Below are 13,983 nucleotides of genomic sequence, written 5' to 3'. Positions count from 1 at the left end.
TAGAGTTGTATACAATCTATCGAACAAGTTACCCTTCATCGGCGTTACAAAAACAATCCGGCCGTGATGAGCCAGAACGCCAAAGGACCCATAACAATGAAAAAGGCACTACAGGGCGCAACCGTCGCACTCACCCTCCTCGGCGGCGGGGAGGCCGTCGCGGTGGAATGGATGAACAACAGCGTAGGATTCCGCTACGGCCAGCAGTTCACCAACCCGAACAACCCCGATGAATTCAGCAAGCGCATCTACAGCTTCACCCACGCCAGCGGCTACCAGTACGGCAGCAATTTCCTCAACCTCGATGTGTTCCTGTCCGACAGCCGCGACCCGCGCAAGGGTACGGACCATGGCGGGAGTGAGGTGTACGCGGTGTACCGCCACCAGTTGTATGCATCGCGGGTATTCGATGTGCCGCTGGGCACCGGTTTGGTCAAGGATTACGCGCTGACGTTGGGTTTCGATGCCAACCGCAACAACAACTTCGCCTCAGCCAAGAAGCGCGCCCTGGTGATCGGCCCGACCTTGAAGTTCAACACCGTCGGCGTGCTGGACCTGAGCCTGCTGTACTACAAGGAAAGGAACCACACCGGCATCCCCGGCGCGCAGGAGTCGAACCACACCTTCGACGATACCTACATGCTTAACCTGACGTGGATGCGCCCGTTCGAGATCGCCAACCATGCGGCGAAATTCCAGGGTTTTATCAATTATGTCGGGGAAAAAGGCGAGGACTATCACGGCCGCGACACCGCGCCGGAAGCCCTGATGCGCACCGCGCTGATGGTGGCGGTGCGGCCGGGCAAGAATGTGAAGCCGAACCTGTACCTCGGCGTGGGTTACGAGTACTGGCATAACAAGTTCGGCGTGGATGGCGGCCGGGGTAGCCGCACATCGACGCCGACGGTGAACTTGGAAGTGACGTTCTAACTGAAGAAACCCAATCAAACTGTGGGAGGGGGCTTGCTCCCGATAGCAATCGGTCAGCCAGCACATCGAGTACTGACACTCCGCCATCGGGAGCAAGCCCCCTCCCATATTTTTCAGCGTATTGTCAGTTCAAGCGCTGGCCAGTTCCGAATTTTCCGCCTTGGGTCGCGCCAGCCAGTACCCCAACACGGCCAACGGCGCGGTCGCCAGCATCACGATCACGGTAATCAGAAGTGGCTCATCGATCATCGAAGACACTACCAGACTGCTGAGAAAACACAGCCCCAATTGCAGCGTATTTTGCAGCGCCGCCGCCTTGCCGGAGTTTTCCGCAAACGGCATCAGCGCATTCGCCACGACGATGGGGTAACTGGCACCGTTGCACAGCGCCATCAGGCAGAACGGAATCAGCAAGGTGGTAAGGCTCGGCACGGTCAAGGTTGCGATCAGGTACAACGCCACCATGCTGATGCAATACGCCAGCAGCAGCCACGGCAACAGTGTCTTGCCCTGGAAGTGCTGCAAGGCGCTGCGGCAGCTGTAGCCGCCGACCAGGAACGCCAATGTGGGCAGCACGTAGCTCAAGCCGATGTCATTCGGGCTGTAGCCCATGCCGCCCAGGATGAAAGGCGACGCCGTCAGCCAGGCGAAGAAACTGGCCGAGCACGCGGCAAATATCATGACATTGCCGGTGAACACGCGAGACGTCAGTAACTGTCCATAACCCAGGCGCGAAGGTTCGCCCTTCTCCGTCTGACGTTTCGCTACTGTGCGCAGGAACAACGTCGGCAACAGCAACAGTAACGACACCCCCAGCAGTACGCCGAAGATCGCCTGCCAGCCGAAGTGATTCAGCACCATCGCGCCCAACAGCGGCGCTAAAGCCGGTGACAACGACATCAACGGCATGATGCTGGCGAACACGCGGTGAGCCTTGGCGGCCGGGTAGCGGTCGATCACCAGCGCCTGCCAGCTGACAGCGGCGGCGCACACGCCAATGGCCTGGATAAAACGCAATGCCAGCAGCTGCGGCGCCGTTTCGACCCAGAACATGCCCGCACAACCCAGCACAAACAGGCTCAGCCCGGCGAGCAGGATCGGCTTGCGCCCCAGGCGGTCGGACAACGGCCCCCACAACAACTGCCCGACCGCAAAGCCGGCGAGGAAAATACTCAAGCTGGCGCCCACGGCACCGGCGCCAATCTGCAATTGCTCGCCCATGGCGCCGAACGCCGGCAAATACATGTCCATGGCGAGGTAACCGAGCATGCTCAGCCCCGCCAGATACCAGGTGAAACCAAAAGAATTTTTCATTGAAGCCTTGTTGATCCTGCCATCAAACTATTTGCTGACTGCCGCCCATTATGAAGCTGACAGTTTTGGTGTGAAGCGATAATAATTGGACACTCTTATCAATAAATTTGAAGGCACCCGCCATGTGGTCTGAATATTCGCTGGACGTTGTCGACGCAGTAGCGCGTCATGGCAGCTTCAGCGCCGCTGCGCAGGAACTGCACCGGGTGCCGTCGGCCATCAGCTATACGGTGCGCCAGCTTGAAGAATGGCTCGCGGTGCCGCTGTTCGTGCGTCGCCACCGGGACGTCGAGCTGACGCCTGCGGGCCGGCTGTTTATCGACGAAGCCCGTGGCGTGATGAAAAAGATGCTCGGCACCCGACGCCTTTGCCAGCAAGTGGCCAACGGCTGGAGTGGTCAGTTGAAGGTGGCGGTGGATTCCATCGTCAAACCCAAGCGCTGCCGGCAGCTGGTGGTGGATTTCTACCGGCAGTTTCCCGAAGTCGAGCTGTTGCTGGAGTACGAGGTGTACAACGGCGTGTGGGATGCCCTGGCGGATGAGCGCACCGACATTGTGATCGGTGCCACCAGCGCGGTGCCGGTGGCCAGCCGCTTCACCTTTCGCGACATGGGTTTGTTGAATTGGCTGTGCGTGGTCAGCGCGCGCCACCCGTTGGCCATCGTCGAGGGCTTGCTGAGTGACGATCAACTCCGGCCCTTCGCCTCGTTGTGCATGACCGACACCTCACGCAACCTGCCCAAGCGCGACACCTGGACCCTGGATAACCAGCGCCGGCTGGTGGTGCCGAACTGGTCCTCGGCCCTCGATTGCCTGCGTGACGGCCTGTGCGTCGGCATGGCGCCGGCGCATCAGGTGTTGCCGTGGATAGAACGCAGCGAGCTGGTGGCGCTGCAATTGAGCCGACCGTTTCCGGCCAGCCCGTCATGCGTGGCCTGGGCACAGGACAAGCTGTCCCCGGCCATGGCCTGGTTGTTGGAGTACCTGGGCGATACCGAAACCCTGAACCAGGAATGGCTCAATGGGCCTGATCCAGTAATCGGGTAATGGCCCGCACGATCATCTCGACCTCTTTGGCATCCAGGATCAGCGGCGGCAGCAGCCGAATGACCTTGCCCCGCGTGACGTTGATCAACAGGCCGTGTTCCTGGGCGGCGCGCTGGGCCAGGTCGCGGTACGGGCTGGCCAGCTCGATACCGATCATCAACCCCTGCCCGCGAATCGCCAGTACGTGCGGGTGCTCACTCAACTCCACTTGCAACCGCGTCAACAAGCGCTCGCCCTGTTGTGCCGCGTTGTGCAGCAAGCCTTGTTCTTCGATGATGTCCAGCACGGTGCACCCCACGCGACACGCCAGTGGATTGCCACCGAAGGTGCTGCCGTGGCTGCCCGGCGTGAACAACTGCGCGACAGCCGACCGCGCCAGGCATGCGCCGATTGGCACGCCATTGCCGAGGCCTTTGGCCAGGGTCATCACGTCCGGGACAATGCCTTCATGCTGGAAGGCGAACCAGGTGCCGGTGCGGCCGATGCCGGTCTGGATTTCATCGAGGATCATCAGCCAGCCATGGCGCGTGCAGTGATCGCGCAGGGCCTGCAGATAGCCCGGAGGCGCCGGCAGCACACCACTTTCGCCCTGGATCGGCTCCAGCAGAACCGCTGCGATGCGCGCCCCATATTCTTTTGTGATGGCTTCTATGGCGGCGATATCACCAAAGCCCACCTTGAGAAAGTCCCCCGGCAAGCGTTGGAAACCCAAGCGCACCGACGGCCCATCACTGGCAGCCATGGTGCCTAGCGTGCGGCCATGAAAGGCGTTTTCCATCACCACCACCAACGGCTCTTCAATACCCTTTTTCCAGCCATGCAGCCGCGCCAGCTTCAACGCTGTTTCGTTGGCTTCGGCGCCAGAGTTGTTGAAGAACGCCCGGTCCAGGCCAGACAGTTGGGTCAGGCGCTGGGCCAGTCGCTGTTGCCAGTCGATGCTGTAAAGGTTGGAGGTATGCAGCAGCAAGCCTGCCTGTTCGCTGATCGCCGTCACCAGCCTGGGGTGCGAGTGACCGACATTGGTCACCGCCACACCCGCCACCGCATCAAGGTATTCGCGGCCCTGCTGGTCCCACAGGCGCGTGCCCAGGCCGTGGGTAAAGCTCAGGGCCAGGGGTTGGTAGGTGGTCATCAGGCAGGCGGCGGTCATGGTGCGGTCTCCAGTGCATCGTTGTGATGGCTTCAGTATCGTTAGCCACCTGAGCTGGATAAACTGTACATTCCTGCAATGACTTTAAATCAGGGCTTTATAATGGACCTGTTCCAAGCGATGTCGGTGTACGTGAAGGTAGTCGAGACCGGCAGCATGACGGCGGCGGCCCACGCCTGCGGGATGTCGACCACCATGGTCGGCAATCACCTGCGCGCGCTGGAACAACGCCTGGGCGTCAGCCTGCTCAAGCGCACCACGCGCAAACAGAGCCTCACGGAATTCGGTGGGCAGTATTACCAGCGCTGCCTGGAAGTATTGGGGCTGGTGGCCGACTCCGAGCAACTGGCCGAACAAGCCCATAGTGATATCCCCAAGGGCACCCTGCGCATCACCGCGCCGCCCGTATTCGGCACCGAACGCCTTACACCGGCCTTGAGCGAGTTTTCCCGGCGCTACCCGCTGATCAACCTGTACGTGGTGCTGAGCAACGAGCGGATGGACTTGGTCGACAGCGGCTTCGACGTGGCGATACGTCTGGGCGAACTGGAAACATCGAGCCTGATCGCCCGGCCAATGCAGGACTACACCCTCACCCTCTGCGCGTCACCTGCGTACCTGGCGCGACGCGGCACGCCTTCGAAACCCGAGGACCTCAGGCAGCATGACTGCCTGGCGTTCGCCTACCCGGCCAATGACAATTGGCGCGACACCGAAAAACTCTGGCGCATGACCGACGATAGCGGCGAGGTGGAAGTGCCGGTGTCCGGCTCATTGACCATCAACAGCTCGCAAGGCTTGCGCCAGGCGGCCGTCAACGGCATGGGCATCATCATGCTGGCCGATGCCCTGGTACAACCGGACCTGGAGAGCGGCAAACTGGTAGCCTTGTTGACCACCTATCGACTGCCCAGCCGCCCCATGCATCTGCTCTACGGCCAGGACCGGTATCGCCTGCCCAAGCTGCGCGCCTTCGTGGATTTCGCCATGGAAAAGTGGGCGCGCTAGAAGCCCACGCCCAACTCACGCAACTGCGCGGCCGTGCGCTCGGCAGACACATGGTGAATCCCCTGCCAGCCCAGTGCGATGGCCGCTTCGATATTGCCGGCAACGTCATCGATAAACACCACTTCAGCCGGCTGGATATCCGGCAACTGGGCCCGTGCCTGGCTGAGGCTGGCGTGGTAGATCGCCGCGTCAGGCTTGATCAGCTTCAACTCGCCGGATACCACGATGTCGCGAAAACACTGCAGGAACGGGTAATTGGCCCGCGCATAGGGGAACGTCTCGGCGGACCAGTTGGTAAGCCCGAACAACGGCATATCGGCTCGGTGCAATGCTTCGAGGATCGCCACGCCCTCCGGCAACGGCCCTCGCAGCATCTCGTGCCAACGGTCGTAATAGGCTTGAATCAAGCGCTCATGATGCGGGTATTGTTCGATCAGGCTGCGGGTGCCATCGGCCAGGGAGCGACCGGCGTCCTGCTCGGTGTTCCAGGCCTGCGTGCAGATGTTATCGAGGAACCATTGCCGCTCATGCTCGTCGGCAATCAGCTTGCGGTACAGGTGCTGCGGGCTCCAGTCGAACAGGACACCGCCGAAATCAAAAACCACTGCACGAATCGTCATCAGATCCTCCGTTAGCCTGAATGTGATAGCGGCTGGAGTCTGGCATATCGGAGCGATCGGACGCTGCTCAAAAATGTGTAAGAGGGTTCTGAAGGCAGCCTTTTTCAGCGGCCATAAAAAACGGCCCCGAAGGGCCGCCTTTTTGAACCGGATCACTTACGCCTGAATCAGGCCGTTGATCTTCACGGTCGGATTCACGTCAGCCTCGTAATCCACGCCGTCGATTTCAAAGCCGAACAAACGCAGGAACTCCGCCTTGTAGCCGGCAAAATCGCTGATTTCGTTGACGTTGTCGTCGGTGACCTGGTTCCACAGGGCCGCCACGGCGTCCTGGACTTTCGGTTCCAGCTCGGCCAGGTCGGCACGCAGGCGGCCGTCGGCGTCGAGTTTAGGCTGGCTGCCATACAGGCTGTCCTTGAACAGGCCGTAGACCTGCTCGATGCAACCTTCGTGGGTGCCTTGCTCTTTCATCACTTTGAACAGCAGCGACAGGTACAGCGGCATGATCGGGATAGCGGAGCTGGCCTGGGTGACCACGGCCTTGAGCACCGACACGCGGGCGTCGCCCTTGAGCGCGGCGAGGTTGTCGCGCAGGGTCAGGACTTTCTTGTCGAGGTCTTTCTTGGCTTCGCCGATGGAGCCGTTCCAGTAGATGTCCTGGGTCAGCTTTTCACCCAGGTAGGTGAACGCGGTGGTCTTGGCGCCTTCGGCCAGGACGTCGGCGTCACGCAGGGCGTCGATCCACAGCTGCCAGTCTTCGCCGCCCATGACTTTCACGGTGCCGTCGATTTCTTCCTGGGTCGCGGGTTCCAGGGTGGTGTCGACCACAACGCCTTTGTCGGTGTTGATGCCGCGCAGGGTCACGGCCTTGCCGATCGGCTTGAGGGTGGAGTTGTGCACCACGCCTTGCGGGTCGGTACGGCGTGGCGCAGCCAGGCTGTAAACAACCAGGTCGATCTTGCCCAAGTCTTTCTTGATGGTTTCGATGGTCAGGCGCTTGATCTCGTCGGAGAACGCGTCGCCGTTGATGCTCTTGGCGTACAGGCCTTTTTCGACGGCAAACTTTTCGAACGCGGCGCTGTTGTACCAGCCGGCGGAGCTCAGCTTGCCCTCTTCGCCTTCTTTCTCAAAAAACACGCCCAGGGTGTCGGCGCCGCAGCCAAACGCGGCACTGATGCGCGCGGCCAGGCCGTAGCCGGTGGACGCGCCGAGGACCAGCACCTTTTTCGGGCCGCCTTCGATGGCGCCGTGCTTGGTTACGTAGTCGATCTGTTCCTTGACGTTCGCTTCACAGCCAACAGGGTGAGCGGTCACACAGATGAAGCCACGAACCCGCGGTTTGATGATCATAAAATTTCTGCCTCTTCCAAGGTGCCGAAGGCCAGTGGTGGCCATTCAACTTCAATCGTACCGGTCTATGACGTCCAAAAAACCGAAGCGTCACGATAGTCGCAAATCTTCTGTTTACAAAATCCAATCCACCCAGCGCAGCCAGGGTTAAAAATTGTGTAAAGCCTTCACAATTTCGCAATATTTAAAACGCCCGACTGAGGGAGAAAGCCCTATCATAAGGAGATTGTTTCATTATGTTTCATGTCTTCGCATCTCTGGGTGCCCGGAGGACTGGAACTCGTGCACCTTCCCCCGCTGGAGTTGAGCTTCATGAGTGCGAGTGTCATCCGCAAGAAAATAGTCTCGGCCGCCTGGGTCATCGGTGTGCTGCTGGTTATTTATTGCTTCCCGGTCTCCACCCTGGTGTTCCTGGGCCTGGTGCTGGTGTGTGGTGTCTATGACTTTTTGCGCAATGGGCTGTACGACCGCAAGACGATCAAGAAATATTTTATCGGCAGTGGCCGCAACACCTGGCTGCTGGCACCGTTCAACACCCTGTTCGACCTGTTGAGCTCGCCTAACCGCCACGTCTACACCATGGCCGACCTGCCACCCGCCTGGCGTGAAGACCTGCAACAGGTGATCAACGATGCCATGGCCCACAAGGACGAAATCATCGGCTACCTGGATGAGCGCATGGCCGAGAAGAAACGCGGCATGTTGTTCTTCCAGTGGTACGGCCAGCCCATCGAGACCACCCTGGACATTCCGAAACTGCGCGAGAAACTGCCGTTCGTGAAAACCATTGGTGTATCGGTGTTCAACGAAAACCGCTCGACCTCCTTTCACTTCGGCCCGCTGCGCATGATGTTCCGCGTGCTCTACAACATGGCCCCGGCACCGCATCACGAGGGCGTCTACATCCAGGTGGGCCAGCACAAACACTACTGGCACGACGACCCGCTGTTTATCTTCGATGACACCTTGATGCATGCCTCTTTCAACAAAAACGATGCCAAGCGTTACTGCCTGTTTATCGATATCGTGCGGCCGACGCCGATCCCCCGGGTGCTCAATGCCGTGATCGCTGGGTTTGCCGGGATGGCCTTTACCCTGCGTCGGGTTTTCTACAAAAACTGGAAGCTGATTCAGTGAGTTCTGCGGCATGATGGTGCTGGACGGTATTTGCACCCGGCCTTGCGCCTGAGGTAAATAACCGTCTCGTGCGACCGAATTCGGCGCCCATCATTCTCAAGCCATCGCGGCCCCTTGCAGGTGCGGTGGCTGCGCTTTCAAGGAATCAGAATGCCCCAACGTCAAGTCATCAATGCCTCCGTCAGCCCCAAGGGCAGCCTCGAAACCCTGTCCCAACGTGAAGTCCAGCAACTGAGCGAAGCCGGCACCGGCAGCATCTACACCCTGTTCCGCCAATGCGCCCTGGCGATCCTCAACACCGGCGCGCACATCGACAACGCCAAGACCATCCTCGACGCCTACAAAGATTTTGAAGTGCGCATCCACCAGCAGGATCGCGGCGTGCGCCTTGAACTGCTGAACGCGCCGGCCGATGCCTTCGTCGATGGCGAAATGATCGCCAGCACCCGCGAGATGCTGTTCAGCGCCCTGCGCGACATCGTCTACACCGAGAACGAGCTGGACAGCCAGCGCATCGACCTGAGCAACTCCCAGGGCATTACCGACTACGTGTTCCACCTGCTGCGCAACGCCCGTACGCTGCGCCCGGGTGTAGAACCGAAGATCGTAGTGTGCTGGGGCGGGCACTCGATCAATACCGAAGAATACAAATACACCAAGAAGGTCGGCCACGAACTGGGCCTGCGCAGCCTGGACGTGTGCACCGGTTGCGGCCCTGGCGTGATGAAAGGCCCGATGAAAGGCGCGACCATTTCCCACGCCAAGCAGAGGATTACCGGCGGGCGCTACCTGGGTCTCACCGAGCCGGGCATCATCGCGGCCGAGGCACCGAACCCCATCGTCAACGAGCTGGTGATTTTGCCGGACATCGAGAAACGCCTGGAAGCCTTCGTGCGCGTCGGCCACGGCATCATCATCTTCCCGGGCGGTGCCGGTACAGCAGAGGAGTTCCTGTACCTGCTGGGTATCCTGATGCACCCAGACAACCGTGACCTGCCGTTCCCGGTCATCCTCACCGGGCCGAAACACGCCGCGCCGTACCTGCAACAATTGCATGCCTTCGTCGGCGCCACCCTGGGCGAAGCGGCCCAGGCGCACTACCAGATCATCATTGATGACCCGGCCGAAGTCGCACGCCAGATGACTGCCGGCCTCAAGGCAGTGAAGCAGTTCCGCCGCGAGCGTAACGACGCGTTCCATTTCAACTGGCTGTTGAAGATCGACGAAGGCTTCCAGCGCCCGTTCGACCCCACCCACGAGAACATGGCCAGCCTGCAACTGAGCCACGCCCTGCCGCCCCATGAACTCGCCGCCAACCTGCGCCGTGCGTTCTCGGGGATCGTGGCGGGTAACGTGAAGGACAAGGGCATCCGCCTGATCGAGCAGAACGGCCCGTATGAGATCCACGGCGACCCGGCCATCATGAAACCGCTGGACGAGTTGCTACAGGCCTTCGTCGCCCAGCACCGCATGAAGTTGCCGGGCGGCGCGGCGTACGTGCCGTGCTACCGCGTGGTGCAATAAGCTAGCGCTGTACCGCCACACATTTGATTTCCACCAGCAGGCCGGGGTGCGCCAGTTCGGACACCCCGATTGTGGTCCAGGCGCAATGCCCACGTGGAAACAGGCGGTTTTTCACTTCACGGAAAACCGCCATGTGCTGGCGCATATCGACGTGATAAGTGGTCATGTCCACCACATCGTCGAACGTGCAGCCGCCCTCTTCCAGCACCTGCCGCAGATTGTCCCAGGCCGCGACGAATTGCGCTTCCGGGTCCTCGATCACCGCCAATCCAACTGTACGCCCGACCTGCCCGGCGCAGTACAACGTCTTGCCGACCTTGACCGCAGGCACGTAGCCGGCGCGCTCGACGATGGGCTGCATGGAGGGAGGGACAATGAGGTGGCGGTCGGTCATGGTTTGTATCTCTTTAAGCCCTGCGGGCGTGGACAGTTCGGACTAGTGTTTTACCTGTTCCGACCAACCCACACCAGATGAGTACCCTATGGACCAACGGATATTGTCCTCTGTCATTCCTTACCCTAAGGTAAGGAATATCACGATGGAGATCTTCAACATGGCTATCGCTACGCTGACTTCAAAAGGCCAAATCACCATTCCTGTCCAGGTCAGGACTGCCCTCGGCCTGGAAACAGGTGATCGGGTTGAATTCGTAGAAATGGAAGATGGGCAGTTTTCCATCATTGCCGCGAGCAAAACGGTGCATGACCTCAAAGGGTTGATCCGCACGCCCGCCAGGACCGTCTCTATCGAAGAGATGAATCAAGCCATCGCAGCGCAGGGGGCAAAAGCCGGATGATCGGGCTGGATACCAATGTGCTGGTGCGCTACGTCACCCAGGATGATCCCGTTCAATCCGCCAAGGCATCCGAGCTGATCGAATCACTGACCACCGCCTCGCCGGGCTTTATCAGCCTGGTCTCCATTGTGGAGTTGGTGTGGGTACTGCAAAGCTGCTACCAGTCGGCCAAAAGTGATGTGGTGATGGTGCTTGAGACCCTGCTGCGTACTCGTGAACTGACCGTAGAGCATGGGGAGATCATCTGGCAGGCGTTGCGCAAGTTTGTGGCGAACAAGGCTGACTTTGCAGACTGCCTGATCGAGCGCTGCGCCCACGCCGCCGGTTGCGAATACACGGCAACCTTCGACCTCAACGCGATCAAGACCACGGGCATGAAGCGGCTGGCCTGAACCCTGGCGTTGCGGCCGCGGGCGGGCTTTGGTACAAACCGTTTTCACCTTGATCGAGAGAAAGACCGACGTGCGCACGCTTCTACTCGCCGCCCTGGCCATGGCCCCCACTCTCGCCCTGGCCGACACCATCACCTGGCCCGATCTACCAGAGACCTGCTTTGTCAGCGGCCGCTCCGCCACCAGCGCGGATGTCGACAGCGGTTGCGCAGCCTTCCTGATCAAGGTGAAGGGCAAGGCGGCGGGGACGCCGATCAAGCTGGATATTCCCCAATACGCGATGCATGTCGACGAAACCACCGGCAAGGAAACCCCAGTGATCCTCATCCAGGCGGAGGAGAACGGCGAGGTCAAGGCCGTGGGCTACCGGGAACTGGGCACCGATCAACTCGGTGCTGCCTTGCTGCGAGAGGTTCGGCTCCTGGGCACCCAGAAGCCTATTTAACGCCAGTTGCCGATGAAATCTGGGCTCAGCGAACCCAGCCACCGCCCTGCCAGTGATACCCATCATTGCGCTGCACCCAATGTGGATGCACGTAGCGATAGCCTTCGCGTACCGGCTCCCAGTGGCCGTGTACAGCCACATAACGCCCACCGTCCCAGCGCCAGTAACCACGCGACCAGACGTAGCCGTAACGCACGGGCGGCTCGACTTCAATCACCTGCACCGGCGGCGGTTGTGGCGCGATGACTTCCACATACTCACGTTGCACCGGCCTGCGCTCGTGCACGACGCGCTCTTGAACACATCCGGATGCCGCGACGACCATGGCCGCCAATGCTGCATAACGTAGCCACATACAGAAACCCTCGGGCGCGAACGCCCAACACTGACACTGGTAAAAAATGCCCCCTTGTTGCAGCCTCGCTCCTGCTTGGCCCTGGAGTATTTTTAACAGGTGGCGTCTGTCAGATTGCTGAACTGCACTCACGGCCATGAAAAAGCCCGCTGACCGTTTCCGGTTCAGCGGGCTTTTTGCATCAGCCTGGCTTACAGCGCCAGGTCAGACGCCGGCTTGCTCGGCTCAGCCGCAGGCTTGGCAGCCTCGGTAGCCTTGGGTGCAGCCATTTGCGGAATCACAGGCGGCGTAGGCAGTTGCAGGACTTCGGCGGTGTAGGCCCATTCCTTGGCAACGGCTTCCGGGCTGTCGTTCAGCTTGGTGCCGTAGCTCGGTACGATCTGGTGCAGTTTGGCCTGCCACTCAGGGGTCGCGACCTTGTCCTTGAACACTTTCTGCAGCACGGTCAGCATGATCGGAGCCGCGGTGGACGCGCCTGGCGATGCACCCAACAGGCCCGCGATGGTGTTGTCGGCGGAGCTGACCACTTCGGTGCCGAGTTTCAGGACGCCGCCCTGCTCTTCGTCACGCTTGATGATCTGCACGCGCTGGCCGGCTTGCCACAGGCGCCAGTCGGATTGCTTGGCGTTCGGGAAGTACTCTTGCAGCGCCTTGAAGCGGTCGTCATCGGACAGCATCAGTTGGCCGGCGAGGTATTCGACCAGTGGGTATTCACGAATACCGACTTTGGTCATTGGCCAGATGTTGTGGGTGGTGGTGCTGGTCAGCAGGTCCAGGTACGAGCCTTCTTTCAGGAACTTGGTCGAGAAGGTCGCGAATGGGCCAAACAGAATCACGCGCTTGCCATCCAGCACGCGGGTGTCCAGGTGCGGAACCGACATCGGTGGCGCACCAACCGAAGCCTTGCCGTAGGCCTTGGCCAGGTGTTGCTCGGCAACAGTTGGGTTATCGGTCACCAGGAACGAACCGCCCACTGGGAAGCCAGCGTATTCCTTGGCTTCAGGAATGCCCGACTTCTGCAGCAGGTGCAGTGCACCGCCGCCGGCGCCGATGAACACGAACTTGGCGTCGGTTTCGGTCTTGGTGCCGTCTTTCAGGTTTTTGTAGCTCACACGCCACGAACCGTCGGCGTTCTTGGTGATGTCCTGCACTTCACTCGACAGTTTCAGGTCGAACTTAGGCGTGGTTTGCAGGTGAGCGACGAACTGGCGGGTGATCTCGCCGAAGTTCATGTCGGTACCCAGTGGGCTCCAGGTGGCCGCGATTTTCTGGTTCGGGTCACGCCCTTCCATCATCAGCGGAACCCACTTGGCGATCTGCGCCGGGTCTTCGGAGTACTGCATGCCAGCGAACAGCGGGCTGGCCTTCAGGGCTTCGTAGCGCTTTTTCAGGAACTTGATGTTGTCATCGCCCCACACAAAGCTCATGTGCGGTGTGGTGTTGATGAACGAACGTGGGTCCTTCAGCACGCCCTGGCGGACCTGCCAGGACCAGAACTGACGGGAAATCTGGAACGCTTCGTTGATCTCGACCGCTTTCGGGATCTCAACGTTGCCGTTCTTGTCTTCCGGGGTGTAGTTCAGCTCAGCCAGGGCCGAGTGACCGGTACCAGCGTTGTTCCAGCCGTTGGAGCTTTCTTCGGCCACGCCATCCAGGCGCTCGACCATCTCCATCGACCAACCCGGCTCCAGCTCATTGAGCCAGACACCCAGGGTTGCACTCATGATGCCGCCGCCAATCAGCAGCACATCGACTTTCTTTGCCTCTTCCGCCTGAGCGGAGCTGATCCCCAGCGACAAAGCCAGCCCCAGCAGGGCAGTGTTTACTTTTTTAAACATCAGTAGCACCTATGATAAAACGCCATCCGCCCTACCGCCCCGGATCATGGGCAACCCTCCATCACAGCTGCGCAAGG

At 60.1% G+C, this 13,983-nt stretch carries 15 protein-coding genes; 8 read left to right on the top strand and 7 right to left on the bottom strand.

All coding sequences use genetic code 11. The annotated features are described in order from the left end of the window. Positions 1–96: 96 nt before the first annotated feature. Positions 97–930, top strand: a complete 834-nt coding sequence (locus BLR69_RS29695) for a nucleoside-binding protein (RefSeq protein ID WP_071496691.1) — start codon at positions 97–99, stop codon at positions 928–930. 129 nt (positions 931–1,059) lie between these two features. Here BLR69_RS29695 and punC read toward each other — a convergent pair whose 3' ends face one another. Then, a complete protein-coding gene (punC, locus tag BLR69_RS29690; protein WP_071496692.1) occupies positions 1,060–2,244 on the bottom strand; it encodes a purine nucleoside transporter PunC in 1,185 nt (394 codons plus the stop codon). Positions 2,245–2,366: 122 nt separating this feature from the next. On the opposite strand from punC, the gene punR reads away from it, so the two are divergent. Further along, the gene (gene punR / locus BLR69_RS29685; protein ID WP_071496693.1) at positions 2,367–3,290 is read left to right on the top strand and encodes a DNA-binding transcriptional activator PunR; all 924 of its coding nucleotides are present in this window, start codon (positions 2,367–2,369) and stop codon (positions 3,288–3,290) included. Here the strand turns inward: punR and BLR69_RS29680 are convergent. Then, the gene (locus tag BLR69_RS29680) at positions 3,262–4,440 is read right to left on the bottom strand and encodes an acetylornithine transaminase (protein ID WP_071496694.1); all 1,179 of its coding nucleotides are present in this window, start codon (positions 4,438–4,440) and stop codon (positions 3,262–3,264) included. The genes punR and BLR69_RS29680 overlap by 29 nt on opposite strands. 102 nt (positions 4,441–4,542) lie before the next feature. Between BLR69_RS29680 and BLR69_RS29675 the strand changes: the two genes are divergently transcribed. Then, positions 4,543–5,448, top strand: coding sequence for a LysR family transcriptional regulator (locus BLR69_RS29675; RefSeq protein WP_071496695.1), 906 nt, complete (start codon positions 4,543–4,545; stop codon positions 5,446–5,448). On the opposite strand, the gene BLR69_RS29670 is transcribed toward BLR69_RS29675, so the two are convergent. Continuing rightward, complete coding sequence (locus BLR69_RS29670) at positions 5,445–6,068, bottom strand: HAD family hydrolase (RefSeq protein WP_071496696.1); 624 nt, start codon at positions 6,066–6,068, stop codon at positions 5,445–5,447. The genes BLR69_RS29675 and BLR69_RS29670 overlap by 4 nt on opposite strands. A gap of 156 nt (positions 6,069–6,224) precedes the next feature. Further along, positions 6,225–7,418: an enoyl-ACP reductase FabV gene (gene fabV, locus BLR69_RS29665; protein WP_071496697.1), complete on the bottom strand. Its 1,194-nt coding sequence runs from the start codon at positions 7,416–7,418 to the stop codon at positions 6,225–6,227. Positions 7,419–7,730: 312 nt separating this feature from the next. Here fabV and BLR69_RS29660 point away from each other — a divergent pair, with 312 nt between their 5' ends. Then, on the top strand, positions 7,731–8,555 hold the full coding sequence (locus BLR69_RS29660; protein ID WP_071496698.1) for an aspartyl/asparaginyl beta-hydroxylase domain-containing protein: 825 nt from the start codon (positions 7,731–7,733) through the stop codon (positions 8,553–8,555). A gap of 150 nt (positions 8,556–8,705) precedes the next feature. Next, positions 8,706–10,079 (top strand): nucleotide 5'-monophosphate nucleosidase PpnN, encoded by a 1,374-nt coding sequence (gene ppnN, locus BLR69_RS29655; RefSeq protein WP_025856956.1) that lies wholly within the window; start codon positions 8,706–8,708, stop codon positions 10,077–10,079. 1 nt (position 10,080) lies between these two features. On the opposite strand, the gene BLR69_RS29650 is transcribed toward ppnN, so the two are convergent. Next, positions 10,081–10,473 (bottom strand): RidA family protein, encoded by a 393-nt coding sequence (locus BLR69_RS29650; protein ID WP_071496699.1) that lies wholly within the window; start codon positions 10,471–10,473, stop codon positions 10,081–10,083. A gap of 145 nt (positions 10,474–10,618) precedes the next feature. Between BLR69_RS29650 and BLR69_RS29645 the strand changes: the two genes are divergently transcribed. The 3 genes from BLR69_RS29645 to BLR69_RS29635 all read left to right on the top strand — a co-directional run bounded on the left by BLR69_RS29645 (position 10,619) and on the right by BLR69_RS29635 (position 11,713). After that, positions 10,619–10,876 (top strand): AbrB/MazE/SpoVT family DNA-binding domain-containing protein, encoded by a 258-nt coding sequence (locus BLR69_RS29645; RefSeq protein ID WP_071496700.1) that lies wholly within the window; start codon positions 10,619–10,621, stop codon positions 10,874–10,876. Then, positions 10,873–11,268: a PIN domain-containing protein gene (locus BLR69_RS29640; RefSeq protein WP_071496701.1), complete on the top strand. Its 396-nt coding sequence runs from the start codon at positions 10,873–10,875 to the stop codon at positions 11,266–11,268. The genes BLR69_RS29645 and BLR69_RS29640 overlap by 4 nt, the downstream gene beginning before the upstream one ends. Positions 11,269–11,338: 70 nt before the next feature. Then, entirely contained in the window at positions 11,339–11,713 is a 375-nt protein-coding gene (locus tag BLR69_RS29635) for a hypothetical protein (protein WP_172832144.1), read from the top strand. A gap of 25 nt (positions 11,714–11,738) precedes the next feature. Here the strand turns inward: BLR69_RS29635 and BLR69_RS29630 are convergent, their stop codons facing one another. Both BLR69_RS29630 and mqo read right to left on the bottom strand, forming a co-directional pair. Continuing rightward, positions 11,739–12,068, bottom strand: a complete 330-nt coding sequence (locus BLR69_RS29630; protein WP_058424532.1) for a YXWGXW repeat-containing protein — start codon at positions 12,066–12,068, stop codon at positions 11,739–11,741. 191 nt (positions 12,069–12,259) lie between these two features. After that, positions 12,260–13,906, bottom strand: coding sequence for a malate dehydrogenase (quinone) (gene mqo / locus BLR69_RS29625; protein ID WP_071496702.1), 1,647 nt, complete (start codon positions 13,904–13,906; stop codon positions 12,260–12,262). Between the last annotated feature and the right edge of the window lie 77 nt (positions 13,907–13,983).

Source organism: Pseudomonas azotoformans (genome assembly GCF_900103345.1).
GTDB classification, from domain to species: Bacteria; Pseudomonadota; Gammaproteobacteria; order Pseudomonadales; family Pseudomonadaceae; genus Aquipseudomonas; species Aquipseudomonas azotoformans.
This window is presented reverse-complemented; position numbering and strand designations above follow the sequence as displayed.